Genomic DNA, 26,096 nt, shown 5'->3' with positions numbered 1-26,096 from the left:
ACTAATTAAAAACTTCGTTTAGAACAGCGACTGACTTGGGTTTTCTGAATCCCTGTAAATGTAACTCAAAGTACAGGACAATAGATTTCAGTAATTCTTGACGGTCTTTTTTTTTCATTTTAATAGTAACAAGTGTATCAAAATTTGTGCCTAAAATTTTCTTGAAGAAGACAAGGTTCTGACCGCTAATTATCGGGTTTAAAGAAGGTCTTAGTATAAATTCCCCCTCCAATAAATCAAAATAACTGGTATCTTGGTTATGCGTGTCCGGATAAAAGCCCAAATACTTGGTTAGCACCATTAAAAAATATAAATGAAAATTAGCAACGTCATCATGTATATCTAACCATTGTAAGGTTATTTCCATGTAATTAAAGAGAGGTATGTTTGCCTCTTCCTCATGAATAGCATTACTTAACATTTCAGCTAAAAATAGGGTGAGGGCATTTTTTGCAACTTGGGTATGTAGCGTTTGATAGTGGTAACTAACCTTTGCCTCCCGAATACTTTCTAAAGTTCCTTTATTCCTATGACTAGCTACCAGTTCTAACTGGGTTAGGGGCTGAAAATAAGCAGCTTTTAACTTTCCCTTCTTAGCTGATAAAACTCCTTTTAACAGGTATGATTTAAGCCCATCCGACACTGTAAAAGCCTTAACGATAAGACTCGTATCACCATATTTTAATGACGTAAGAACAATGGCTTTAGTAGTCACTTGCATTTTGAGCAGCTGTTTTTAGCAAATACAAAAATTGTAGGAATAACTCTTATCAAAGATACTCAATAGGATAGTGCATAAACAAAAAATCTGTAAAGGCTTGGGGCCCTTACAGATTTTACTATTATTGATTTAAGTATTAAATAACTCCCTGCGCCAACATTGCATCCGCAACTTTAACGAATCCAGCAATATTTGCCCCTTTTACGTAGTTACAATACCCATCTTCATCTTTTCCATACTCAATACAGGAATTGTGGATATCTTCCATAATATTGCGTAATCGTTCATCTACTTCTTCACGGGTCCAACTTATACGTAAGGAGTTTTGTGACATCTCCAGACCAGAAGTGGCTACACCACCTGCATTAGAGGCTTTTCCTGGAGCAAAAAGAATTTTCGCTTCATGAAATTCGTAAATAGCTTCTGGCGTAGAAGGCATATTGGCACCCTCTGCAACACAGATACAACCATTTTTAATTAATACTTTTGCGTGCTCGCCATCCAATTCGTTTTGCGTGGCACACGGCAAGGCTATATCACATTTTACATCCCAAGGCGTTCCACCTTTATGAAAGGTGGCAGAACTATACGTATCTACATATTCGGAAATACGACCACGCTTATTATTCTTTAAATCCATTACATAAGCTAGCTTCTTCTCATCAATACCGTCTTTGTCAAAAATATAACCTTGAGAATCTGACAAGGTCAATACTTTGGCTCCAAGATGCAATGCTTTCTCCGCTGCAAATTGTGCAACATTACCGGATCCCGATATCGTAACGTTTTTATCCTTAAAATCCATACCATTGGTCTGCATCATGCTTTGTGCAAAATAAACGGTGCCATACCCAGTCGCCTCTGGGCGAATAAGAGAACCACCCCAAGAACGACCCTTTCCGGTGAGTACTCCAGTAAATTCATTTCTAATCTTTTTATACATCCCAAAAAGGAAACCAATTTCTCTAGACCCAACGCCAATATCCCCAGCCGGGACATCTGTATTAGGCCCAATATGTCTATTTAGTTCCAGCATAAAGGCATGGCAAAAACGCATTACCTCATCATTAGATTTTCCCTTAGGATCGAAATCAGAGCCGCCTTTACCACCTCCCATAGGAAGTGTAGTCAAACTGTTTTTGAACACTTGTTCAAATGCTAAAAACTTTAAAATACTTGCATTTACCGTGGGGTGAAAACGAAGTCCTCCTTTGTAAGGGCCTATGGCAGAGTTCATTTGAATACGGTATCCACGGTTTACATGAATATCCCCGTCATCATCTACCCAGGCTACCCTAAAAGAAATAAGCCGTTCTGGCTCTACCATTCTTAGAAGAATATTCTTCCCGTTATATATTTCATTTTTGGCGATATAGGGTATTACCGTTTCTGCAACTTCTTGCACTGCTTGTATGAACTCAGGCTCGTGACCGTTTCTAGTCCTTACCTCATCCATAAATACTTTTATTTTTGCTTCCATAAAACTATTTGATATCTGTTGATGTTGGTGAATTCTAACTATATCGGCGAAATTATGGTATTATTATAATTTATACACTGATTATTTTACAAATTGATAAATTTTACTAAATTAACACTATTGATTTAACTAATTTGAAATAGAAAAGTGCTTTAAACACTGTAATTATCTGTGGCATATTTTTGATTAGTCTATGGCTTGTTCTAAATCGGCAATAAGGTCCGCTTCATCTTCTATACCAACACTAAGTCTAATTAAGGCATCTACCACCCCGCTTTTTTCACGTTCGAATTTTGGGATACTTCCATGGGTCATGCTTGCTGGGTGGCCAGCCAAACTTTCTACGCCACCTAAGGATTCTGCTAGGGTAAACACCTTCAGCTTTTCAATAATAGCTATGGCATCAGCGTAGCTACTTCCTTTACAGACAAAGGAAATCATACCACCAAAATCCTTCATTTGATTTTTGGCAATATCATGGTTTGGATGATTTTCAAACCCTGGCCAATAAACCTTCTCTATCTTAGGATGATTGGCCAAGTATTTCGCTATGACCCTGCCGTTATCACAATGCCTTTGCATCCGTACATGTAGGGTTTTTATGCCACGTAGCACCAAAAAACTATCCATAGGGCCACAAACAGCGCCACTGGCATTTTGTATGAAATAAAGTTTGTCCGCTAGGTCCTTATCCCTTACCACAAGTGCACCCACCACAACATCTGAATGCCCACCAAGATACTTGGTAGCGGAATGCATTACGATATCAGCACCCAAATCTAAGGGAGTCTGTAAATAAGGGGTGGCAAAAGTATTATCCACCGCCAAAAGTATATTGTGCTTCTTGGCCAACTTTGCAACCGCTCGAATATCTATGATATTCATCATAGGGTTCGTAGGCGTTTCTACCCAGATAAGTTTTGTTTTTGAATTAAGGTATTTGGTTACTTTATCCGCGTTATCCATCCCTACAAAATGAAATACAATACCGAACTTCTCAAAAATCTGTTTGAATAAGCGATAACTTCCTCCATACAAATCATTCGTGCAAATTACTTCATCCCCTGGACCCAATAGTTTGATAACGGCATCTATCGCTGCCAAACCACTTCCAAAGGCCAAGCCGAAAGCTCCATTCTCTATGCTCGCCAAGGAATTCTCCAAAGCCGTTCGGGTAGGATTGGCACTTCTGGAATATGCATATCCCATATGACCTCCAGGTGTTGTTTGAGCGTAGGTAGAGGTTTGATAAATAGGCGGCATAACAGCACCGTAGGCCGTATCGGGTTGTTGCCCCCCATGTATTGTTTTACTGTTGAATCTTAAATTTTTATCGCTCATAATCTATTAATATTGCTATAAATATATTGTTATCTATCGAAGAATACAATGAAGGTGTATTTTTGTACGATATAAAATATCCTATGAAAACCCCTACTGTTTGCTTCCTCCTCGTACTCATTTCATTTGGATGTAAAAAAGATGATAAAATTACATTCGAACCTCTTACCTATTTAAGTGATGAATGTGTAGATTGTGCTCAAGTTAAAATTACAGTTCAAAAAGCCTTGACCGATGCTAAGCTCGACAAGGTCATTAATACCGCTTTAAAGGAAGAAGTAATTTACCTACTCAACTTTAATGAAGACAATGATGCTGCCGATATTGAAAGTGCCATCACATCCTTCACAAAAGGATTTACAGATTTAAAAAACCAATTTGCCGAGGAAGCTACGCCTTGGGTAGCGACTGTTAGCACTGTAGTTTCTTATGAGGATACCAAAATAATTACCCTAAAGCTGGATTCCTATTTGTTTACCGGAGGAGCTCATGGGTATAATACGACGCACTATTTAAATTTTGACAAGGGCAAAGGCCTTGAATTGGATACGGACAACCTATTTAAAAACAAGTCCGCCTTTGAGAACTATGCGGAATCCAAATTTAAAATTCAAGAAGAGATTCCTTCCCAAGACGACATAAATAGCACAGGGTTTATGTTTGAAACGGGCAGCTTTTATCTTCCAGAAAACATTGGCTATACAGAACTGGGAGTTCAATTATTTTATGAGCAATACGAGGTAGCCTCCTATGCAGATGGCCCAATCGTACTCACTATCCCTTACACGGAACTCGAAAGATATTTGGTGTACAGTCCCAAACAAAAATAACCCTATAGCATTTTTCTTAGGGCAAAAATAGATCCAAGGTGTATGCCTTCATGGAAATTATTAAAACTGATGGCATCCTGTACATTGCTCAAAGTTACCTTAGCACTTGTGCTGTATGGTTTAAAATCCTTGAAAAGCCCAGAGTTATAGTCCTCCTGCGTTTTTTTTATCGTTGACACCAACACCTCTGAAATCTGTTTTATTTCAGCTGCTGCTGCTTTACCGTCTGGCACGGTACCTTTCATGAACTTTTCCACAAGTTCCGTTGGCACCAGCATGGGTACACCACTCAACTTATATACCAGTATTTGCTGTGTCACCACTACATGCGCAATGTTCCACCAAATGTTATTGCGAAATCCTTCTGGTATTTTTAAAAGGTCCTCTTTGGTGGTTTTCTCTAAGATTGCTAATAGATTTTTTCTGTTTTGTAAGGTAATTTCCAGCTCGTTCTTCAAAGGATATCAATTTAAATGAATACTAAAAATAGCACATTTAATGATATTTAAGTTTCTTTGCAATGTCGATATTTTAAAGATTAAAATGAAAAAAATATACCACCTTAGTACCTGCTCTACTTGCCAACGCATTTTAGAAGAGCTACAGCCTTTGGAAGGATTTACGCTACAGGATATTAAAACAGAGCCAATCACCCCAGAACAACTGGAAGAAATGCGCGGGTTAACAGACAGTTATCTTGCCCTTTTTAGTAAAAGAGCGATGCTTTTCAGGCAACGTGGACTTCATGAGCAAACCTTGGAAGACGAAGATTATAAAAATCTTATCCTAGAGCAGTATACCTTTTTAAAACGACCGGTTATTATCTTTGAAGAATCCATATTTATAGGTAATAGCAAAAAAACGACTGCCACGGCCAAAGAAGCCATTCATTCGTGAACAGAAGAACACTAGCTATTTTTGCCGCCATAGGTGCCACTACCATTTACGGCGTAAACCATACCATTGCAAAGGAGGTCATGCCTACCTATGTGCAACCTTTAGGATTCATTATCCTCAGGGTTTTAGGTGCCACTATCTTATTTTGGTTGATTTCTTTCTGGGGTCCAAAAGAAAAAATAGACAGAAAGGATTACTTACGCATGGTATTATGTGCCTTCTTGGGCATGGGTTTTAATATGCTGGTTTTCTTTAAAGGACTGTCGTTGTCCACTCCTATAAATAGTGCCGTACTCATTACAACCACTCCCATCATTGTACTTATTTTATCCGCAATTGTAATAAAGGAAAAGATTATAGGGCGGAAGGTCCTAGGGATTGGAATAGGGCTTATAGGTGCTTTAGGACTTATTCTTTTTGGTACGGAAATACGGCAAGACGCACCGAATATACCCTTGGGCAATTTTCTAATTTTGTGTAATTCAATTTTTTATGGTTCTTATTTAATCGTAGCGCAAACATTAATTGTGAAATACCATCCGTTTACCTTCATGAAGTGGCTCTTTACCTTGGGTATTCTTATTTGCATGCCTTTTGGCTATCAAGAATTCAGTGAGATAGTTTGGGCCAAACTTCCTATAGAGGCCTTATGGCGCATTGCCTTTGTGATTGTTGGCACAACGTTCTGTACCTACCTTTTTAACATCTTTGCGCTGACTCAATTAAAAGCCTCCACGCTAAGTGCTTTTGTTTACGTGCAACCATTAATAGGGATTAGCTATGCTATCAGTACTGGGCAGGACCGCTTAACAACCGTTAAAATTATTGCTGCCTGTTTTGTATTATTGGGTGTTTATTTAGCGAGTAAAAAGCCTAAAGCTAAGGAAGGAGTATCTTAGGATAGAAATGCCTGTTTGGAGTTTTCTAAATGGTATCGCATCAACAGCGCTGCTCTTGCCGCATCTCTATTATGAATTGCAGATACCATATCCAAATGCTCTTGCAAAATTTCCTTTAGCGGTCGTTTAAGTCCAATAACCTCCATACACAGCCAAAAATTTCCCTTATCAAAGAGTTCATAGCCATATCTATTACCGCTATTGGCCAGTATGATATCGTGGAAGTGATAATTTATTTTTTGAAAAACCTTAGCACTTAAAGGGCCCTTTTCAAAAGGAACTAACAAATTACGTAAATCATCAATTCTTGCTTGGGTGCCATGTAATGCAAACTGTTTTATAGCCATGGTTTCCAAAGCTATTCTACAGTCAAAAATCTCTAATACATCGGTATATGAAAAATTTCTAACGACCAAACCTTCATCGGATACCGCTATTATTAAACCATTGGTCTGTAATTTTATTAAAGCTTTCTTTAGCGTTTTTTTATCTACTAAAAGTTTTTCGAATAAGCGATTGTAAACAATTCTTTCGCCTCCAATAAGTTCTTTGGAGGCAATCATATCTTTTATAGCTAAGTAAGCAGATTGCACTGACATAGTGGGGACGACCTTCATTCCCTAAAGATAGAAAATATATAGCGTATAATATTACCCTTATAAATGCTTAGGGGTTTTGGCAAACTTACGCGTGTCTTCTTTGGTTAGTATTCTAAAACCATCCGCCTTTTCCACCTCCTCAAATCGCTTCAAAAAACCCTCCGCTAATCCTGTCAATTTTCGGGTCTTTAGGTCTATCCATGAGCCCATCATTTCACAATGGGCAAAATTCTCTCCCTTATGATTATAAAAATTATGATGGAACTCAAAAAACTGGGCGTTCTCACTCAGACCCATAATCTCAATAGAAACCCGTACCGGAAGGCCCGGAAACACCTCCTTAAAATAATAGATGTGCTCATAAAATACCACTGGACCTATGTTATGTTCAGATAAGGTTTTTTGGTCGAATCCTATTTCCATTAAAAAAGTCATACGAGTGTGACCCATATAATTTAGATAGGCCGAGTTGGCTAAATGTCGATTCGCATCCACATCACTCCATCTAATTTCAAATTCCTTCAAGTACATTCTCCTAATTTTTTGCTATGCATGCATAATACCACGCAAAAATAATATAGTTTTGAAGGAGAAGGGAATAATTTGTATTATTTTTCTGCTACTATTTAAATCATAAAACTATGTCTACAAAACCTAATTTTATTAAAGAACTTTCTTTACCTGCCATTGCAGCTCCTATGTTTTTAATATCAGCACCTGAGCTAGTAATAGCATGTTGTAAAAACGGTATTGTTGGTACCTTCCCTGCCTTAAATCAGCGCACCAGCGAAGGCTTTGAGGAATGGCTAATCAAGATAAAAACAGCCCTTCAAAAATTTGAGGAAGAAACCGGCAAAAAAGCAGCTCCGTTTGGAGTAAATCTCATCGTACATGCCACCAACCCTAGACTCGAAGCAGATGTAAAACTTTGTATAAAACACAAGGTACCTGTTATCATTACCTCCTTGGGCGCAGTCTCTACCGTGGTGGATGCAATACACAGTTATGGTGGTATCGTTCTTCACGACATCATTAAGAAAAGACATGCGGAGAAAGCAGCCGAGGCTGGTGTAGACGGGCTTATTCTTGTAGCAGCAGGTGCTGGCGGTCATGCGGGCACTATAAATCCGATGACATTAGTAGCAGAAATTAAAAAATTCTTTCACAAGACCATTATTCTATCTGGATGCATAAGTACAGGTCGCGATATTGCATCAGCCCTACAAATGGGAGCTGACCTAGCCTACATGGGTACGCGTTTTATAAATACCGATGAAAGCAAAGCCACACCGGAATATCGTAAAATGATTATTGATGCTGGTGCCAGCGATGTGGTTTATACCGCATCGATATCTGGCGTACATGCTAACTTTTTAGGAGCCAGTTTAAAAGCTGCGGGGATTACGGAGGAAGACCTAAAAAAAGATGTAAAAATAGATTTTGGAAAGGAATTGGATACTGAAGCAAAAGCTTGGAAAACAATCTGGTCTGCTGGTCAGGGCTCTGCACTGATAGATAATAGCTTGCCTGTGGCGAATCTTATAGCCAGTTTAAAAACTGAATTTAAAGCCGCCATAGAGGAGCAGGCTAAACTTTTGGAAACCTATCCTAAAAATTAAGTTCAAGCTCAATTGTCAAGCTTAAACTCAAAACTGAGTTTGATGCTTTGGCTTTTTAAATGATTGAAACGTATATCCTCAGACATAAATAATCAAGTGTTTTTTGTCCAATAATTGTTAATCAAATACCACAAAATGCCCCTTGTAAACTCTAGCTACAATCCACCAAATTTTTTCAAAAATAGTCATTTGGCTACCATCTATGCCGGACTTTTCCGAGAAGTAAAGGGCCTTGTCCAAACGCGAGAAAGAATCCAATTGCCCGATGGGGATTATTTAGATTTGGATTGGAGCCATTCCGCACAACCACCCAAAAAAATAACGGTTTTATTACATGGCTTGGAAGGCAATGCACAGCGCACGTACATACAGGGCAGTGCTAAAGCATTAAACGAAAACGGATATGATGTTTGCGCCATAAACTTTAGAGGGTGCAGTGGCAAACCTAATACTACCTACCGTTCCTACCATTCCGGTGCCACGGAAGATTTAAAAGCAGTGCTAGAACATGTTTTAAACACTAGAGAATACGCTGAAATTTATCTAAAAGGGTTCAGCCTTGGTGGAAATCTACTTTTAAAATACCTTGGCGAAGGGAATACCATCCCTCCTGAACTTAAGGGTGCCGTTGCAGTTTCCGTGCCGTGCCGATTGGACGACTCTTTACACCAATTATTAACCTTCAAAAACACAGCCTACGCCAAACGTTTCAAAAAAAACCTCCTAAGTAAGTTGAAGTCAAAACAAGCGTTATTTCCATCTAAAATAACCGATGCTGACATTCAAAAAATTAACACCTTAAAAGATTTTGACGATGTTTATACCAGTAGGGCTCATGGTTTTACCGATGCCATGGATTATTATACCCAATGTAGTTGTCGTCAGTTTTTGCCCAACATAAATATACCTTCCCTGATTATAAACGCAGAAAATGATTCTTTTTTGGGCGAAGCATGCTACCCAACTACAGAGGCAAAACACAGCAAACATGTTTATTTAGAAGTTCCTAAATATGGTGGTCATGTGGGGTTTTACGGTGCTGATAATTTTACATATACAGAACGTAGGGCGGTATCTTTTTTTGATGGTTTAAATTAAGGTATGTAACCTATCCCGTTAATCCAAAAACTCCAAACATACAGGACTAGGAAGTTCTAGTTCATGGGTAAAGGTCAAGGTTCCGTTATCCTTACCTCTTTTGTAGACGGTGATATTATTACTACGCTGATTGGCGACCAATAAAAAATTACCACTAGGATCTATGTTGAAGTTACGCGGCCAATCGCCTCGAACATCTTCTCTACCAATCATCGATAATTTGCCTGTTGCTTGGTCTACTGCAAAGATTACTATGGTATTCTCACCTCTATTGGAACCATAAAGAAACCTACCGTCTGATGACAAGCGGATATCTGCACAATAACTATCACCTTTAAAGTCCTTGTCCAAAGTGGACTGCGTTTCTAAAACACCGTACGCACCGGTTTCGTTTCTTTTGTAGGCGGTAATGGTAGAATTTAATTCGTTGATAACATATAAAATAGCGTCGTCCTTACTGAATACAAAATGTCTTGGCCCTGCTTTTTCAGGGAATTTGTGGACTTTCGCTTCCGCTGAATCAACTCCTCCACCCAAAAATGGATATATCCTCAACATATCCAAACCTAAATCTGCCACAAAAAGTTTTCCCTGAGAAAACAGAGCAGAATGGGCATGGGAAGTCTTTGTGCTGTCCAATAGGGTATGGTCTACTACTTGTGGAGTGACCAACTTGCCAGTTACATCAGTCTTAAAAACAGCCACATTACCACCCGAATAATTAGAAACGGCCACCATAGCGCCGTCATCCGAAATACCAATGTGGCAAGGATGTGCTCCAAAACTAGACACCGTATTAAGGGTAGTCAATTGTCCATTATCAATCTTGAATGCCGTTACCGAGCCGTTTTCTCCATCATAAGTGTTCGTTTCATTTACGGCGTATAGGTATTCCTTATTCGGGGATATTTTAAGGAAAGAAGGATTGCCGGTAGTGGCAGCGACCGTTTTATTGGTAAGTTGACCCGTCTCTGTATTAAAGGTGTAACGGTAAATACCTTCGCTATCGCCATCTGTATAAGTGCCTACGAACAAGGTATACGTTTCTTGGGTGTTTTTCATTTCGCAACTGGTTAAGCAAATTAATAGCAGTACTACAAAAGCTAGCAATAACCCTATTTGTTTATTCATTATTTTTTTTATTCAAACCCTAAAATAGGAAGATTTTAAACTTATCTCAACATTATTCCTATAACAATAGAAACAATTCCAAGCTGATAGTATAAACAATAAGATTCTGGGATATTCCGGGCAACCGATGAAAGTTATAAAAGCCAACAGGGTATTATTAAGAAAATGACCAAGCTTTAGCAACATTAGAAAGACCTCGTAAGGGAGTGTAGGAGAAATAAAATTGAGTTTTGGGCAACTGACAGACGTTGAACAGGAAAAACTGAAAGACAAAATAAGAGTACAAGTGCGACTAGATAAGCGGTATGAAATTAACCTTTTTATTTTAGCGGCTATTGGAGTATCTATATTATTCTTTGGTATTTATTGGTTGTTCCCATAAGCACGTCAAACTACAAGAATCTGATTTTAGCCAATTGGGTATCGATAAAAATATCTATTTAATGGGTTTAACCCGTATATATACAATTTCACAACATTATTTATGCTAAGATTACATTCATATTCTACTTTTATACTATGAATAAAGTAATAGCAAAAACTACAGTTACTATTTTTATGCTATTTATCATTTGTTTTTTAATCACTACTAAACTTTGTGCCCAAAAATCAGTTCCTGTAGCTACAGACGATAATTATTCCGCACGTTTAAATCGTGTATTAAGTATTGACGCTATAGCCGGTCTTTTATCTAATGACACCGATGCTAACCCAGGAACTATTTTAAGCGTAAACCCTAACCCGGTAATAGGACCAGCAAACGGTGTCGTTTCTATTTCTAGCGATGGAAGTTTTACGTATTCTCCTAATACCGGTTTTGTAGGCGCAGACCTTTTTCAATACCAAGTATGTGACAATGGAGTACCTAACTCTATAGTATCTCAGTTCGATTTTGACACCAGTACTTTAACTGCTGCTACCTTAGGTCCTAATGCAACTTCTGTAAACCCAAATGCCGTGCAGACTAGTTGTGGAATCCGAATAGGTTCTGGTGGTGGGGGTAGTGCAGGCTTGGATTTTGTAGTGCCAAACACAAACAATATTTTCAATTTTACAGGTTTTAGTATCAACTTTGAATACCAAGATCAAGAAGGAACGGCTGACATTATTACTGCCGGCAATTTCAGGATATATCATATATCTGCAAATGCACTTGGAATTAAGATAAATATTACTGACGGTTCAACAGGGTTTCCAGCATCCTATACACAAATCTTAGGTGGTTTTCTTGGTGGAAGTGCATCTTATACGATTGCGTACAATCCAATTACAGGAGCAATCAACTATACGGCAAACGGGACACTTACGGTTTATAACGTGGCTCCGCCTAACTTCTCCGCTCGACCCCTCATTGGCGTCTTCGCTGACAATTGGAAAATACATGGACAATAGTAGTTCCAATACGCCTTCTCTTTGCAGTATCTCTTTTACTGACACCAGCAGATTATGCAACATAGGCAACGTAGCTATAAATATTGGTGCAAGTTTAATTACAAATAAAAGAATCACTTTTAGAGTTAAACCTGACTAAACTCGATACAAAACGAGCCTATTCAAATTAAACCTACCCCTATTTAGAGTCTACCATTACTTTATAGGTGGGATCTTCGATTACATTTACTTCAATAATATCTTCGGCACTTTCCAACAGGCCAATACAATCCTTACTCAGGTATCGCAAATGTACCTTCTTACCTATTTTGGCATAGCGCTCCGTAATTTTGTTCAAAGCTTCTATACCTGACATATCCGCAACACGACTCTCCTTAAAATCGATTATGACCTCATCTGGGTCGTTTGGTACATCAAATTTTTCGGTGAATAGGGTTGTAGAACCAAAGAACAACGGTCCGTAGATTTCGTAGTGCTTTACACCATCCTTATCCACAAACTTTCTAGCGCGTATCCTTTTTGCATTTTCCCAAGAATAGGCCAAGGCAGAAATGATTACGCCTAACAAAACAGCAACAGCAAGGTTATGCGTAATAGCAGTAATCAAGGTAACTAAAACCATAACCACGACATCCGATTTTGGCATTTTACCAAAGGTCTTGAAACTTGCCCATTCAAAAGTGCCAATTGCCACCATGAACATAAGACCTACTAACGCTGCCATGGGTAATTGCTCAATAAGGCTAGATCCGAACATGATAAACACCAAGAGCATAATGGCTGCTGTAATTCCAGACAGTCTTGCCCGTGCACCAGAAGACGTATTGATCAAACTTTGGCCAATCATGGCACAACCGCCCATACCGGATAAAAATCCGGATAGAATATTTGCCGTACCCTGGGCAACACATTCTCTATTACCACTACCACGGGTATCGGTAATTTCATCTATAATATTTAAGGTCAATAAACTTTCTATAAGTCCGACCCCGGCTACGATTCCAGCATACGGAATAATGATTTTAAAGGTCTCCCAAGTAAATGGTAATTGCGGAATAGACAATGGAGGGAAACCTCCTTTTATAGTTTCGCCTTCGCGCATGGTATCGGCAACGGTAAGGGTTTCTATACCAAAACCAATAACAATACCTGAAACTACCACAATAGCAACTAGTGAAGATGGCACTGTTTTAGTAAGTTTTGGAAGACCCCAAATAATCAGCATGGTCAATACCGTAAGTCCCAGCATCACATACATGGCACTACCACTCAATAAATCTTCTGTTCCTTTTTGATAAAAGTTAGGGAACTGCGCCATAAATATGATAATAGCCAAACCGTTAACAAAACCGAACATTACTGGATGTGGCACCAAACGAATAAATTTACCCAAACGCAATACTCCAGCCAATATTTGAAGTACCCCAGCGAGAATTACGGTCGCAAAAACATAATTGAGGATAGTTTCTGGTTCAATCCCTGGAAAATTTCGTTTTAATTCCAATATCAATCCAACAAAAATAACCGCGACTGCACCTGTTGCACCTGATATCATTCCTGGTCGCCCACCTAGTATTGAGGTGACAAGTGCTAGAATAAACGCTGCATATAGTCCTGTTAATGGTGAAAAACCTGGAATTAGAGCAAAGGCAATGGCCTCTGGAACCAAAGCGAGTGCCACGGTAACCCCTGAAAGGATTTCCGTTTTATAGTCTACCTTTTGTTTGAAATCGAATAAATTAAAATACTTGCGCACGCCTTATGTTTTAGAGGGCGCAAAAGTAGTATTATTTGTTGACACTAACAGAAAGGGAGTGATTATTAACGATTTAGCAATATACCTAGTTATTAATACTAACTATTTGTTTACTAAGGGGTTAAATTTGACAATCTTAATATTTAGGTAACGAGGTGTTTGTGCCTGATTTCTAATATAAATTTAAAACCGTGAGATAGTCTTTGGTGGCAATTAACTCATTGTTTACCATTATTGAATATTACAAATCACTTTGTCCAATAATCAACTACGAATACCTTCTCCAAATGAGGTTGCAAGCTGGCCACAAAAGCCTGATGTTTTGGATGTGGTGTATAAATGCTGTCTCGTTCTTCTTCGGAATTAAAGGTTAGCATATAACAATGAGTAAAATCTTGATGTAAATCTTCTGGACTGTCATTTAAACCCCATTCATAATCTTGTATTACAGAAATATAATTTGGTAGTACATTAAAATTATCGCTTATTTTTTGAACTTCTGCTTCGCTTGCCTCCTCCTTAAATTTAAAAATAACTATATGTCTTAATACCTTTTCATTCTTTTTTACCACTGCTTCCATTTTATTATTTTTATTGATTATCTCCCCGCATGAACTAACGAAGCATGTAAAAATTAGCACGGTACATACTAATAAAACTTGTTTCATAATTTTTACTATTAATTAGAGGTTTATAGTGTTTATTTTAATTTCTTACTTGACTACTACCTATCATAAGATTCCGCCCATACTACCACCGTCTACTTTAATAGCAGCACCATTAGTTGCTGATGAAAGTGGACTTACTAAATAGGTAATCGTATGCGCTACCTCTTCTACGCTTGCAAACCGTTGTAATAGTGATGAAGTCCGTTTTTGAGTAAAGAATTCTGCTTCTATTTGGGTTTTAGTCTTCGATTCCTTTTTTGCTGCATTTTCTAAAAATTGCTCAGCACCTTCAGATAATGTAGACCCAGGTACGATTGTATTAACCGTTACACCTGTACCCTTGGTTAATTGCGCCAATCCTCTAGATACGGCAAGTATCGCAGCTTTTGTCATACTATAGGCAATCATATCTGCTGGTACTAGCGTAGCACATTCACTTGAAACAAATAAGATTCTACCCCAGTCTTTGTCTATCATTTTGGGTAAAAGATATTTTGATAAGCGAACGCCACTCATCACATTTACCTCAAACTGTTGTTGCCAATCAGCATTGGTAGATTCAAAAAAATTCCCGGAAGTATAGATGCCCACATTATTAATAAGGATATCTATGGTGGGTAATTCTTTCTGTAAAGCTTTTATTTCATTTAAATAAAGAAAATCTGCAGCCAAGCCAGAAACTTTGCTTTCAGGAAATTCATCTTGTAATTCTTTAACTACTTTGTCCACCTTTTCTTTACTTCTACCGTTAAGAATAACAAAAGCACCTTCTTTTATCAAAGCTCGTGCGGTTGCAAAACCAATACCAGCAGTAGAGCCCGTAATAAAGGCTGTTTTTCCTTCTAATTCTAAATTCATATTGTGCTACTATTTAAATTAACCTGCAATCCCCCAAGGGCTAAAGAACAGCCATAGAAGCAAGACAGCCACTATTAGGATAACGGTTAATATCGCATCTGATGACCATTTAAATTTTACTCCTGCTTCTCGTTTTTGAAACGTAACCAACTCTAAAAACTCTGGTGATTGTGGTTGTCCCATTTTGCTCACTACCATGAGTATGAAAGCACAAAAGAGAAACAAAAACAATGCAAAGTGTAGGAAATTTATTCCTAGAAATAGCCCTAACAGCGACTCCTCTGCCACTACTATTGTACCCTCATTACTTAAAAATTCTGCTACAAGTCTAAAAATACCAATTACAAAGCCAACCCACAAAGAGACAATGGCTCCTGTTGCATTAATCCATTTATAGAATAATCCAAATAGAAAAACGGCAGCAATGGGAGGAGAAATATACGCCTGTACACTTTGTAAGTAATGAAATATCCCACCCCCCATTAATGATTTCATAAACGGAATCCACCCCAAACTTACCAGGACAAGAACAACGGTAGCAATTTGGCCAAAACGTACCAAATCCATTTGGGAAGCTTTAGGTTTATATTTTTGATAAAAATCAATTGTCAACAAGGTAGAACTAGAATTGAATGCTGATGAGAGCGAACTCATTAGGGCAGCTAACAAACCTGCAATTGCTAACCCCTTTAACCCCGTTGGTAGAAAACCATTAATCATCGCTGGTAGTGCTTGATCCGCATTTTCCATAGAAAAACTTATGTCTCCTTTTTGTAAAAGGGCATAGGCTATTACACCAGGTATAAAAAAGATGAAAACAGGTAATAGTTTTAAATACCCTGCAAAAAGTGCTCCTTTCCTGGCATTATTTACATCCTTAGCTGAGAGTGTTCGCTGTACAATATATTGATCCGTACACCAATACCAAACCCCTAGAATAGGCGCTCCAAATAACATTCCCGTCCAAGGGTATTCTGTATCCCCTGCTGGACGCCAAAGGTTAAAAAACCCTTCTACAGCCGGGTTATTGGAATCTTCAGAAGCTATTGTAATAATCTGAATCATCTCATCCCAGCCGCCTACGGCATGCAAACCAAACAAGGTTACCGCAATGGTACCTAGTAATAAAATGAATGCCTGTACCATGTCTGTATAAATGACTGCTTTTAGCCCTCCCAGGACCGTATAAAATCCGGTAGCAACAACGGTAACAATAGCGCCAGTCCAAAACGAAATACCTATAGTTTCAAAAACTAGTGCTCCTGCAAATATGATGAGTGAAATTTTTGTGATAACATATGCTAATATTGAAATCACAGACAAGTAATTCCTACAAGCTTTCGAGTATCTCTTTTCTAAAAATTCTGGCATGGTATATACACCCGTTCTCAAATAAAAAGGGACAAACACCCAGCCTAATAGAATAAGCACTAACGCGGCTATTATTTCAAAATTTGCCATCGGCATATTGCCTCTGGCGCCAGCTCCAGAAACGCCCAAGATAATCTCAGAACCAATATTTGAAGCAAATAAGGACGCACCTATTACCAGCCATCCCGAGTTTTTGCCTGCAAGAAAATAATCCACAGCACTTCCGGATTCCGATTTGCTTTTCGCTGCCCATTGGGCAATCCATAGTATGATACCAAAATAGATTAAAATAATAGCTATATCCCAATTATTTAGGGTTGAAACCATGTGACTGTTCTATGAAAAATTAATATTCTTATTTGTTTACCATTTTTCTAAACCCAAGAGTTTCTTCCCAAGTACCGATAATGCTGCTGTAGCATATTTGGTGCTTTCCCATTTTCTAGGGTCACCCGGGAAAGCATAGCCCTCTGGTGCAACTCGATTTTTCCAAGAGTTAATTCGCCATTTCTTTAGCTCTTGGTTATCCTCTTCTGCCGGCATCATAGAAATATACTGGGCAACACGCACCTTATCTTTAGACTTATTAGGCCGTATACCATGGGGTTCCGTACTGTTGAAAATAAGTAAATCACCAGCATCCATTTTAACCCTAACTATTTCGTCTTCCAAATCTGAAATGTCTGGCTGAAAACGGTCTCTATCTTCTGGTTGCGTTAATTTCCAAGAATCATACTGGCGATAAAGCCAAGGAATACATTGAAATCCACCCATATTTTCATCGTCCTGATTCGCTAATGCCAATACCCCTTGGACGTTTTGTGGTCGTGTTTCAGGATCATAATCCCAATGGATAAAACCCTTTTTATCTACTCCTGTAGGTAACGGGAAATTAAGGTTAGCTCGGTCTATGGTTACCCATAATTTCTCTGTTCCCCATACATCCACAAACGCATCATAAACACGTTGGGTTTGTCTATTATCCCATAAACGCTGATGGTTGTACACCTCTACCATTCCCGTACCTGTTAATTCTTTCATTTGCATTTCTGCTCGTGGTGGTGCATACCACGTCGCTTTATCATTTGGGTCCTTTTCATCAAATTCCCAAAGAAAATCTGCAGTTTGTTTTGCTTGTGCTACCGGTACCGCATTTTTAATAACGATGTAACCATTGTGCAACCAAAATTGCCAATCAGCTTCACTTAACACCCGCAATGGTTTTCGGTTGGAACGATCGTTTAATTGTTGCTTACTACTGGTGGCAGTAGAGGGATTTCCAGGGATTTCTTTATGACCCGTATTGGCCATTTCTATTTTCCTCTCCTTGTTTTCCATAAGTATATGATTTAAAGTTATTATTCATATTGATAAGGCAAAACTAGAATGAACAACGATCCAATACCACCTTGATATTGATATAATTTTGAACAATATTGATATATATAGTAAATATCGTTAGTTTTATGGTGAATTTTGTTTGTGTTGCAACCAAAAACTCTTTACGTATAGTATCATGAAAATAGCATTAGAAACCATATCGCAAGATTCTAAAAGTTCATTTAGACTCATGCACGACCCTAAATTAAATCACCTTTTTTTCTGGCATTTTCATCCAGAGCTAGAACTCGTTTATATAGAAGGTGCCAACGCAAAAAGACATGTGGGTGACCATATTTCTGAATTTAACGAAAGTGACCTTGTACTCATAGGTTCTAATATTCCTCATCTAAATTTTGACCATGGCATTACCACAAACTATAGACAAGAGGTACTACACATAGCACCTTCTTTTAAGGACCAAACATTAGATGCACTTCCAGAACTAAAACAAATAGACCGTTTATTGGAACTATCCAAATATGGCATTGCCTTTTCCGGAGTAACAAAAACAGAAGTAGGTGCATTGTTAAAAGAACTATACACCTTAGAGCCTTTTGCATTTTTTATGAGCGTGATGACTATTCTAAAACGCTTGTCTACGAGCAAGGAGTTTGAGTTGCTACACAAAACCCCATTCATAAATAAGTACAATGAAAAAGAGCAAAAGCGCCTACGCACCATTTACGCTTTTATAGACGAACGTTACCAAGGTAAAATTTCCTTGGATGAAGTTGCTAGTCTCTGCAACCTTACTAAACCTGCCTTTTGCAGGTATTTTAAAAAGAATACGGGAAGTACTTTTATTCAATTTTTGAATCAATATCGTGTAAGTCAAGCGAAACGCTATTTGTTACTAGGTAACAATGTGACTGAAACCTGCTTTGCCTGCGGGTTCGAAAGCCTTTCCTATTTTAATAGAAGTTTTAAAAAGATAGTTGGGGAGAATCCGTCGGCCTTTAAGAAGAACCTGTCTACTTCCAACGTATGAGAATGGACCTTTATTTAGCACCTATACATTTCTTTTTCTATCTTATTGATGATAGTTTTACACTTTGAACAAGACTAAATAAAAACCTTTTCTGTTATAAATATTACGCCATGAAAAAACTATTTTATTTTTTCCTTTTCTCTCTCCTGGGTTTTACATTTAAAAGTGTAGCTCAAACTAATCCTAAACCAAAGCTTGTGGTTGGAATAGTGATAGATCAAATGAGGGCAGACTACCTGTATAAATATCAAAGCCGGTATGGAGAAGACGGATTTAAAAGACTGCTAAGAGAGGGGTTTAACTTTAAAAACACTAACGTAAATTATATACCCTCTGAAACAGCTCCGGGTCATGCATCAATTTATACGGGAACAACACCGGCCTACCACGGTATTATTGGAAATTCTTGGTATGATAGGCAAACAGCATCTATTGTAGGAACTGTTTCGGATACCGATGAACAGATTGTAGGTTCTGTAGCCGAAAACCCTTATGGTGTTTCTCCAAAAAATATGATGAGCTCCACAATTACTGATGAGCTAAAACTAGCCAGCAATTTTAAGGCGAAAGTCATTAGTATTTCTATAAAAGACAGGGGTGCTATTCTCCCTGGTGGAAAAACTGCAGATGCTGCCTATTGGCATGATTGGGAATCTAGTCCGGGTTATTTTGTTAGCAGCAGTTTTTACATGAAAAAAGTTCCAAATTGGGTGCGTAAATTCAACACTCAAGAAAAATCTAATACGTATTTGAACGAAACTTGGACCACACTATATCCCATAGACACCTATACGGCCAGCGCGGCAGATGATAATACTTTTGAGCCGTCAATTGGTGGAAAATCCAGCCCTACATTTCCATATCATCTTAAGTCTATGAGAAAACAGTATAAGGCGAAAGGAAAAGAATTTCAATTGTTATGGATTTCCCCTAAAGGAAATACGCTACTCACAGAATTTGCCATTCTCGCTTTACAGGAAGAGAAAATGGGAATGGACGATGAAACAGATTTTCTAAATATTAGTTACTCCGTACCGGACGTGGTGGGGCATACTTTTGGACCACAATCCGTAGAAATGGAGGATGTTTTTCTAAGACTCGACCAAGACTTGGCCGTACTCTTTGCTGCATTAGACACGAAGGTTGGGAAAGGTAAGTATACCTTATTTCTTACGGCAGATCATGGTGCTATACAAAATGTGTCTTTGCTAAAAGAAAATAAGCTTGACGCAGCCATTGCCCGTACTATTGCGGACGCTCGCCAATTGGAGGCCTTTTTGGATAAAAAATATGGAAATGGTTCCTGGGTAAAAATGGTAAACGGGAATAATCTATATCTCAAAAAATCTACCATTGATGAAAATAAACTAACTATCCCCGTAGTGCAAAAAGAAGCTGTAAACTTTCTAATGACCTTGCCTGAAGTATCGCTGGCTCTTACTGCCAATGACCTCCAAACACAGGTGTACGAAGAGGGAATTCGAAAAATAATTCAGAACGGGTATTACGCTAAAAGGTCTGGAGATGTATTAGTCACCTATACTTCTGGCACCATAATACACCCCAACACTACTATAGCCGTAGAAAAGGTAAATGGAACGGTGCATGGTTCAGGTTATAGCTATGACACGCAAGTGCCTATGGTTTGGATGGGTGCCGGTATTCCCAAAGGGGAATCTGTAAGAGCCGTAAATCTGATAGACATAGCACCTAGTCTTTCGATGTTTTTGAACATTCCCTTGCCGAGTGCATCACAAGGAAAACCACTTATCGAGTTATTTGAAAAATAAGACACGTATCGTATTTACTTTACCCTTCTAGTATCTAAAATTTCAGTTTTAAACTTGGCGGGGCTTTTTAAAATAGAAAAGAACTCCATAAGATATTTTTTACATTTGGCAAACGCTTTGGGATTATCAAAGTAAACTTCATGGGCGTCCACAATCGCCATCATTTTAACTTGGTTTTTCAAAAACTCATTCCTTATAATGCGAATGGTAACATCTGATCTATTAAAACCTCTGTATAAACGATCGGTAACCGACTCTAAAGGCAACCCTTTCCCTGCTATTTTAGGAACAACAGAGTAACTAACATTACAGAAACCAGACATATCAAAATCGTAGGGAATAGGAATCGACGACCGATTTACAAACAAAATTTTCTGATTGTGTTGATAACCGGTGGAAAAGTCGGTATTCCCAATCATGTATTGAAAAAAGGCATTTCGTATCGAATGTAAAGAATCTTGCTGTAAGGGATGTACATTTCTTTTTAGCTTTTTGCCACCAAACCTGTCCTCTAATTCATCTATATCTTCAATAAAAAAGGCTTTAACATTATGCTTCTCTATTTTTTTACCTCTGGCTTCATTGAAGCTTAAGTCCAATAACCGAGTTTTAAAATGATATTCGGAAACTACCTCAAATAGTTTATAGGCTAATAATTCCTTGATAACATTATCATTGGCATTCGTCTCTTTTAAACAAGGAAAGACCAACTTTAATTCCTTATTTCCTTTAAAAAGAGTTTGTTTGGCATCTTTTTTTTTGATTTTAAATTTAGCAGGAGTAAAATAACAGTTCTTACGTCGAAAATTTCCTCTAGCCCTAATTCTTACAGGAAGTGTTGTCGTGGTATCTAAAACATCACTATACCTTAAGTCAGTATCCAAATAGGTACTATCGTTGGTATGTTTTTTAAGATCTCTATTGCTATAAGATAACTCCACCGGAAGCATTGTGTGTGTAGTAAACAACTTTGACACCTTACCAAGCTTTTTACTTTTACTATCCTTTTGACCAAAGGATGTAAGCGATAAAAAAACACAAAGCGTTAGGAGTCTCAGTTTAATTTGCACCTTATTCATTTTCTATTAACTTTACCCTGAAAGTATTAAAAATTAAATTATCAAACTCTATCTCTCTTCCTTAAATTATAGAACGTTAATAGTCGTGGCTATTTCTGTAGCTGCCGTTTTTGTTTGTTATCACTTTGAAATTTATTTTAATGTTGATTTGACCTTACTAAGCATAGCCATTATTTTCCCTCTTGTATTTACGATAAGAGGATCGTTTAGAAGACGAGAAAAAGCCCTTGAACATTTGAGCCAGTACCGGAGTGCCATGAAAACACTCTCTTATTTTATTACAACAAGCAACTTAAAAGCTGAAGAAGAAATAACATTAAAATTATTGATTCAAAACATCGAGGATAAAACCTTGGGACATTTAAAAAGTGATGAAAGTAATATTACACACTTAGATGCAGAAATTGATAAAGTATATGGTTTTATTTTGGAGAAACGAGAGACTATCCCGAAAGGTCTAAAAGATAAATTGTTTAAATACCTATGTGACTTGCATGAAGCCGTTGACAACCTTAATGGAATTCATGTTCATAGAACCCCAGTTAGTTTGAAGGCCTACTGTAAGGTTTTTATCTATATTTTTCCACTCATATATGCTCCTACCATAATATTCAACATAGGACTAACTTATAACCATTTCGCTGTGTATTTTGTAGTGATACTTACAGAATTCATACTTATTTCTTTGTATAATATACAGGATGATTTAGAATACCCTTTTGATGATAAAGGCTTGGACGATATAAAACTTGACCATTTTAAGGTTTTACGATAGGGTCCAAGTAAAATTGCCTTCATCCATTAGGACAAAGGCAACTTCAAATTAAGCTAAAAAATCTTATTTTCTTTTACGTTTTACATCCATAGTCGGATTATCCGATTTTGTTCTTTTTTTGGCTACACTACCTTTTCCTGACTTTAAATACTCCTGGTATCCCCTACCTCTAAATTCATATATAGTGCCGCTATCTGGGTGATACAATTCTATAGTATTGTCATTTATTACGTAAAGTTCAAAATAGTCACTGCCCATAAAATCATAATCCAATGTCAAGGTCTTTAAACTTGTATCTCCTGCCACATCAAACACTTGGTAGTTGCCTTCAAAGTCCCAACTAAGAGCGCCTAAAGAAGTGCCCGGAGTATCTATTGAAGAACGAAAAAAATCGGGTAAGAACTGTAAGAAGTTCTCTTCATCAAAATCGTTCAAAGCACCTTCTTCACTGGTATAGGATTTCTCCCAAGCATCGTACTCCTGCATGAAATAATTGATGTTATCATAAAACACCATATCGTAATCAAACCTGTTACTTTCGTACCCGCGTAATACATAAGAGGTGTTAGATCTTATATCTAATAATTCAATAGTATTATTGTTTAACGCATATACTTCCAACAACCAAAGTCCGTCTACATCATGGTCTATTTCCACTACACCACGCAATGTGTTATAGTATCCTATATCTATCCCTAAACCGTTACCCGTTTTACCGAGACCAACAATATTATTATTGGCGTACACAGCGCCTCTATCAAAAGATATCGTAAAAGCACGTTGTAGAAAAGGAACCTCTCCGTTACCTCTAGTTTCGTTGATATCTACATACCAAAGGTCAAAAGCCTGCAATACTTGATCTGTATTAAATGCAGATTCTTCTATAAACTGGTCTTCAATAATCACATCCGCATAACATGATACTAACAAATTTGCCATTAGGAAATATCCGAAAAGTAGTTTTATTGTTTTCATATCATTCAGTTTTAATCATTCGATATACACAAAACAAGCACCGTGCCAAAATATATATCCTATTGATTATCAGCGTATAACATTCTTATGCTTGTCCGATGGTTTTGAATCCCTATTTTTAACCCATGAAGAACGAAAACACATTTGCCGTTTTAGGTGGAGGCAGTTGGGCAACCGCTATTGTAAAGATGCTGACTGGTAATGGACGTAAAGTAGGTTGGTATATGCGCAATACCGATGCCATTAATCATATTAAAGCCCAAAAGCACAATCCTAACTATTTGAGTTCCGTAGAATTTCCGGTGCCCCTTTTGGACTTATCTCCTGATATCAATAAAACCATAAGCACCTATGAGGTGCTCATTTTTGCTATCCCTTCCGCATTTTTGAATACGGAATTGGAAAAGCTGACAGCTTCCTTTACCGATAAAATCATCTTTTCGGCCATTAAGGGTATTGTTCCAGAAACTGGACTGATTGTAGGAGAACATTTCCATAGAACCTATGATGTCCCGTTTGAAAGCATTGGCGTGCTTACAGGACCATGCCATGCCGAGGAAGTAGCCTTGGAGCGACTTTCCTATTTGACCTTGGCTTGCGCCGACCCAAAGAAAGCAGTATTAGTGGCCAATGCCTTAAAAAGTGACTATATAAAAACGAAGATTTCTGATGATATCATTGGAACCGAATACGCTGCCATGCTCAAAAATATTTACGCCATTGCCGCAGGAATTGCCCACGGATTGGGGTACGGCGATAACTTTCAAAGTGTATTGATGAGTAACGCCATAAGGGAAATGAATCGCTTTATAAAAAAAGTTCACAAAATGAAGCGGAACATAAACAACTCCGCCTATCTAGGCGACCTTTTAGTAACAGGCTACTCTACCTTTAGTCGTAACCGAATGTTCGGAAATATGATTGGAAAAGGATATACCGTTAAAAGCGCACAAATGGAAATGAGTATGGTCGCAGAAGGGTATTATGCCACCAAAAGCGCGCACCAATTAATGGAGAAACTAGAGAAAAAATCAAAAACACCAATTATAAACACGGTGTTTGAAATTCTATACAAGAATGGAAATGCCAAGCTACTTTTTAAGGAATTAACGGATAAGTTGGATTGATCATTCAACAACACCTATAAGACCAAAGTTTAAAAGATAGTCTCAAGACTCGTATCATGTATTGCATTTTTCGTGCTTTTATCTTGTACCCCGCAAGAAAAACACAAAACGATTGATGGAATTCTAGTAGTGCCTGAAAACTGTCAAAACCCAGATTCCCCAAACCCTCAAACTAGTCTATAAAGTTTTAAAGGCAAAAGACACAACCTCTAGCAAAGCGCCTATAGTTTATTTGCAGGGTGGCCCTGGTGGAGCAACTTTGGTCATGGAAGAAATGTGGAAAATCATCCTTTTAGAATGGATAGAGATATCGTACTAATGGACCAACGGGGAACGGGAGAATCAGAAGCCTTATGTAGTAATATGGGTGCTGAATTATTTGAAATATTAAGACAAGATATTAATTATGAAGCAGAATATGACGCAGCTAAATCCCTATTTTTTGACTGTAAGGAAATCCTTGAAAGTAAAAAAGTAAATTTGGCAGGGTACAGCAGTACTGAAAACGCTGTAGATTTTGAGGAGTTACGCACACTGTTCGGGTACAACAAATGGAATCTACTAGGAACCTCATATGGTTCTAGATTAGGATTGACTATAATGCGCAATTTCCCCAACAGCATACGAAGTGCCGTATTTACTGGATTTGTTGCCCCAGAATCGAATTACATAGAAGATTTTGTCCAGAATTTTGAAAACGCTCTATTTGCCGTTTTAGAAAAATGTAAAGAAGATGAAGATTGTAATAGCCGTTACCCGTATATGAAAAATCGGCTTTTGAAAACATTAAAAAATCTAGAAAGCGACCCTATGTGTTTAGCGTAAAAAGAAAAACTGTTAATTCTGAACGTACAGGATGCTCTGTTTTTAGTACATCAGGCGTTATATGGCCGCTACTCCATTGCAAATATTCCACTAATGATAGAAGCACTAGAAAATAGAGCCAGTGCATCCATTATCGATGCCTTAAGACGGGTAGAATTTATCTATGGATTAGTCAATGTGCCTATGAACTATTCGGTAACAGCCTGCGAGGAACTGCCTTTTATTAGTTAGGATAACTTAAAAAAAACGCTAAGAAACTCTAAAACTGGTTTTAACTTGGCTGTTCTAGGGACAGGAGTCGAACTACTTTCCGAATGGCATCCCTTTAGAGCAAGCGATATTGAAAACCAAGCCGTAATCTCAGAAATTTCGACTCTTTTGGCGTCAGGAAATCTTGATTCGGTTACTCCCGTGCACTATGCAAAATAAACTTTAAAGCATTTAAAAAATGGCTATCATCGCATTTTTGCTAATGATAGCCACGGCATTTCTAA

At 37.9% G+C, this 26,096-nt stretch carries 27 protein-coding genes; 13 read left to right on the top strand and 14 right to left on the bottom strand.

The window, feature by feature from the left end:
- Position 1 precedes the first annotated feature (1 nt).
- From recO to Q360_RS0108940, 3 genes are all read right to left on the bottom strand, one after another.
- Positions 2-721 carry a DNA repair protein RecO gene (gene recO / locus Q360_RS0108950; protein WP_027076785.1) on the bottom strand — a complete coding sequence of 240 codons (720 nt, stop codon included), beginning with the start codon at positions 719-721 and terminating at the stop codon, positions 2-4.
- Between the two features lie 136 nt (positions 722-857).
- Positions 858-2,201: an NADP-specific glutamate dehydrogenase gene (gdhA, locus tag Q360_RS0108945; RefSeq protein ID WP_027076784.1), complete on the bottom strand. Its 1,344-nt coding sequence runs from the start codon at positions 2,199-2,201 to the stop codon at positions 858-860.
- A gap of 186 nt (positions 2,202-2,387) precedes the next feature.
- The gene (locus Q360_RS0108940) at positions 2,388-3,542 is read right to left on the bottom strand and encodes a cystathionine gamma-synthase (protein WP_027076783.1); all 1,155 of its coding nucleotides are present in this window, start codon (positions 3,540-3,542) and stop codon (positions 2,388-2,390) included.
- A gap of 83 nt (positions 3,543-3,625) precedes the next feature.
- On the opposite strand from Q360_RS0108940, the gene Q360_RS0108935 reads away from it, so the two are divergent.
- The gene (locus Q360_RS0108935; RefSeq protein ID WP_027076782.1) at positions 3,626-4,372 is read left to right on the top strand and encodes a DUF3298 and DUF4163 domain-containing protein; all 747 of its coding nucleotides are present in this window, start codon (positions 3,626-3,628) and stop codon (positions 4,370-4,372) included.
- 2 nt (positions 4,373-4,374) lie between these two features.
- Here the strand turns inward: Q360_RS0108935 and Q360_RS0108930 are convergent, their stop codons facing one another.
- Positions 4,375-4,830: a DinB family protein gene (locus tag Q360_RS0108930; protein WP_027076781.1), complete on the bottom strand. Its 456-nt coding sequence runs from the start codon at positions 4,828-4,830 to the stop codon at positions 4,375-4,377.
- 85 nt (positions 4,831-4,915) lie between these two features.
- Between Q360_RS0108930 and Q360_RS0108925 the strand changes: the two genes are divergently transcribed.
- Together Q360_RS0108925 and Q360_RS0108920 are read left to right on the top strand one after the other, a co-directional pair.
- Positions 4,916-5,269, top strand: a complete 354-nt coding sequence (locus Q360_RS0108925) for an arsenate reductase family protein (protein ID WP_027076780.1) — start codon at positions 4,916-4,918, stop codon at positions 5,267-5,269.
- Positions 5,266-6,168, top strand: a complete 903-nt coding sequence (locus Q360_RS0108920; RefSeq protein WP_027076779.1) for a DMT family transporter — start codon at positions 5,266-5,268, stop codon at positions 6,166-6,168. Before Q360_RS0108925 ends, Q360_RS0108920 begins: the two co-directional genes overlap by 4 nt.
- On the opposite strand, the gene Q360_RS0108915 is transcribed toward Q360_RS0108920, so the two are convergent.
- Together Q360_RS0108915 and Q360_RS0108910 are read right to left on the bottom strand one after the other, a co-directional pair.
- Complete coding sequence (locus Q360_RS0108915) at positions 6,165-6,767, bottom strand: GntR family transcriptional regulator (RefSeq protein ID WP_027076778.1); 603 nt, start codon at positions 6,765-6,767, stop codon at positions 6,165-6,167. The two genes, Q360_RS0108920 and Q360_RS0108915, sit on opposite strands and share 4 nt — an antisense overlap.
- Positions 6,768-6,824: 57 nt before the next feature.
- A complete protein-coding gene (locus Q360_RS0108910; protein ID WP_027076777.1) occupies positions 6,825-7,298 on the bottom strand; it encodes an acyl-CoA thioesterase in 474 nt (157 codons plus the stop codon).
- Between the two features lie 110 nt (positions 7,299-7,408).
- On the opposite strand from Q360_RS0108910, the gene Q360_RS0108905 reads away from it, so the two are divergent.
- Positions 7,409-8,386 (top strand): NAD(P)H-dependent flavin oxidoreductase, encoded by a 978-nt coding sequence (locus Q360_RS0108905; RefSeq protein WP_027076776.1) that lies wholly within the window; start codon positions 7,409-7,411, stop codon positions 8,384-8,386.
- Between the two features lie 135 nt (positions 8,387-8,521).
- Positions 8,522-9,484: a YheT family hydrolase gene (locus tag Q360_RS0108900; RefSeq protein WP_027076775.1), complete on the top strand. Its 963-nt coding sequence runs from the start codon at positions 8,522-8,524 to the stop codon at positions 9,482-9,484.
- A gap of 18 nt (positions 9,485-9,502) precedes the next feature.
- On the opposite strand, the gene Q360_RS0108895 is transcribed toward Q360_RS0108900, so the two are convergent.
- Entirely contained in the window at positions 9,503-10,546 is a 1,044-nt protein-coding gene (locus tag Q360_RS0108895; protein WP_245603231.1) for a lactonase family protein, read from the bottom strand.
- 588 nt (positions 10,547-11,134) lie between these two features.
- On the opposite strand from Q360_RS0108895, the gene Q360_RS0108890 reads away from it, so the two are divergent.
- Positions 11,135-12,007: an Ig-like domain-containing protein gene (locus tag Q360_RS0108890; RefSeq protein WP_027076773.1), complete on the top strand. Its 873-nt coding sequence runs from the start codon at positions 11,135-11,137 to the stop codon at positions 12,005-12,007.
- A 178-nt stretch (positions 12,008-12,185) separates the two neighbouring features.
- Here the strand turns inward: Q360_RS0108890 and Q360_RS0108885 are convergent, their stop codons facing one another.
- The 5 genes from Q360_RS0108885 to Q360_RS0108865 all read right to left on the bottom strand — a co-directional run bounded on the left by Q360_RS0108885 (position 12,186) and on the right by Q360_RS0108865 (position 17,998).
- Complete coding sequence (locus tag Q360_RS0108885) at positions 12,186-13,763, bottom strand: SulP family inorganic anion transporter (protein WP_027076772.1); 1,578 nt, start codon at positions 13,761-13,763, stop codon at positions 12,186-12,188.
- Positions 13,764-14,011: 248 nt separating this feature from the next.
- Positions 14,012-14,344 (bottom strand): Dabb family protein, encoded by a 333-nt coding sequence (locus Q360_RS0108880; protein ID WP_051554645.1) that lies wholly within the window; start codon positions 14,342-14,344, stop codon positions 14,012-14,014.
- Positions 14,345-14,494: 150 nt separating this feature from the next.
- On the bottom strand, positions 14,495-15,289 hold the full coding sequence (locus tag Q360_RS0108875; RefSeq protein ID WP_027076770.1) for an SDR family NAD(P)-dependent oxidoreductase: 795 nt from the start codon (positions 15,287-15,289) through the stop codon (positions 14,495-14,497).
- Between the two features lie 18 nt (positions 15,290-15,307).
- A complete protein-coding gene (locus tag Q360_RS0108870; RefSeq protein WP_027076769.1) occupies positions 15,308-16,987 on the bottom strand; it encodes a sodium:solute symporter in 1,680 nt (559 codons plus the stop codon).
- 36 nt (positions 16,988-17,023) lie between these two features.
- Complete coding sequence (locus Q360_RS0108865) at positions 17,024-17,998, bottom strand: phytanoyl-CoA dioxygenase family protein (protein ID WP_027076768.1); 975 nt, start codon at positions 17,996-17,998, stop codon at positions 17,024-17,026.
- A gap of 178 nt (positions 17,999-18,176) precedes the next feature.
- On the opposite strand from Q360_RS0108865, the gene Q360_RS0108860 reads away from it, so the two are divergent.
- Entirely contained in the window at positions 18,177-19,031 is an 855-nt protein-coding gene (locus Q360_RS0108860; protein ID WP_027076767.1) for a helix-turn-helix domain-containing protein, read from the top strand.
- 110 nt (positions 19,032-19,141) lie between these two features.
- Positions 19,142-20,821 carry an alkaline phosphatase PafA gene (gene pafA / locus Q360_RS0108855; RefSeq protein WP_027076766.1) on the top strand — a complete coding sequence of 560 codons (1,680 nt, stop codon included), beginning with the start codon at positions 19,142-19,144 and terminating at the stop codon, positions 20,819-20,821.
- A gap of 14 nt (positions 20,822-20,835) precedes the next feature.
- Here pafA and Q360_RS0108850 read toward each other — a convergent pair whose 3' ends face one another.
- On the bottom strand, positions 20,836-21,900 hold the full coding sequence (locus Q360_RS0108850; protein WP_027076765.1) for a hypothetical protein: 1,065 nt from the start codon (positions 21,898-21,900) through the stop codon (positions 20,836-20,838).
- 85 nt (positions 21,901-21,985) lie between these two features.
- Here Q360_RS0108850 and Q360_RS0108845 point away from each other — a divergent pair, with 85 nt between their 5' ends.
- Entirely contained in the window at positions 21,986-22,675 is a 690-nt protein-coding gene (locus tag Q360_RS0108845; protein WP_245603230.1) for a hypothetical protein, read from the top strand.
- Between the two features lie 63 nt (positions 22,676-22,738).
- Here the strand turns inward: Q360_RS0108845 and Q360_RS0108840 are convergent, their stop codons facing one another.
- Complete coding sequence (locus Q360_RS0108840; RefSeq protein WP_027076763.1) at positions 22,739-23,650, bottom strand: hypothetical protein; 912 nt, start codon at positions 23,648-23,650, stop codon at positions 22,739-22,741.
- A 125-nt stretch (positions 23,651-23,775) separates the two neighbouring features.
- Between Q360_RS0108840 and Q360_RS0108835 the strand changes: the two genes are divergently transcribed.
- The 4 genes from Q360_RS0108835 to Q360_RS25745 all read left to right on the top strand — a co-directional run bounded on the left by Q360_RS0108835 (position 23,776) and on the right by Q360_RS25745 (position 26,031).
- Positions 23,776-24,777: an NAD(P)H-dependent glycerol-3-phosphate dehydrogenase gene (locus Q360_RS0108835; RefSeq protein ID WP_027076762.1), complete on the top strand. Its 1,002-nt coding sequence runs from the start codon at positions 23,776-23,778 to the stop codon at positions 24,775-24,777.
- Between the two features lie 276 nt (positions 24,778-25,053).
- A complete protein-coding gene (locus tag Q360_RS0108830) occupies positions 25,054-25,602 on the top strand; it encodes an alpha/beta fold hydrolase (protein WP_394331945.1) in 549 nt (182 codons plus the stop codon).
- Positions 25,603-25,695: 93 nt separating this feature from the next.
- On the top strand, positions 25,696-25,833 hold the full coding sequence (locus tag Q360_RS25750; protein WP_156950067.1) for a hypothetical protein: 138 nt from the start codon (positions 25,696-25,698) through the stop codon (positions 25,831-25,833).
- Positions 25,834-25,878: 45 nt separating this feature from the next.
- A complete protein-coding gene (locus tag Q360_RS25745; protein WP_156950066.1) occupies positions 25,879-26,031 on the top strand; it encodes a hypothetical protein in 153 nt (50 codons plus the stop codon).
- The last annotated feature ends 65 nt before the right edge of the window (positions 26,032-26,096 follow it).

The organism is Maribacter antarcticus DSM 21422 (assembly GCF_000621125.1).
Lineage (GTDB): Bacteria > Bacteroidota > Bacteroidia > Flavobacteriales > Flavobacteriaceae > Maribacter > Maribacter antarcticus.
Note: the sequence above shows the minus strand (reverse complement) of the source record. Positions and strands in the feature narration are given on the sequence as shown.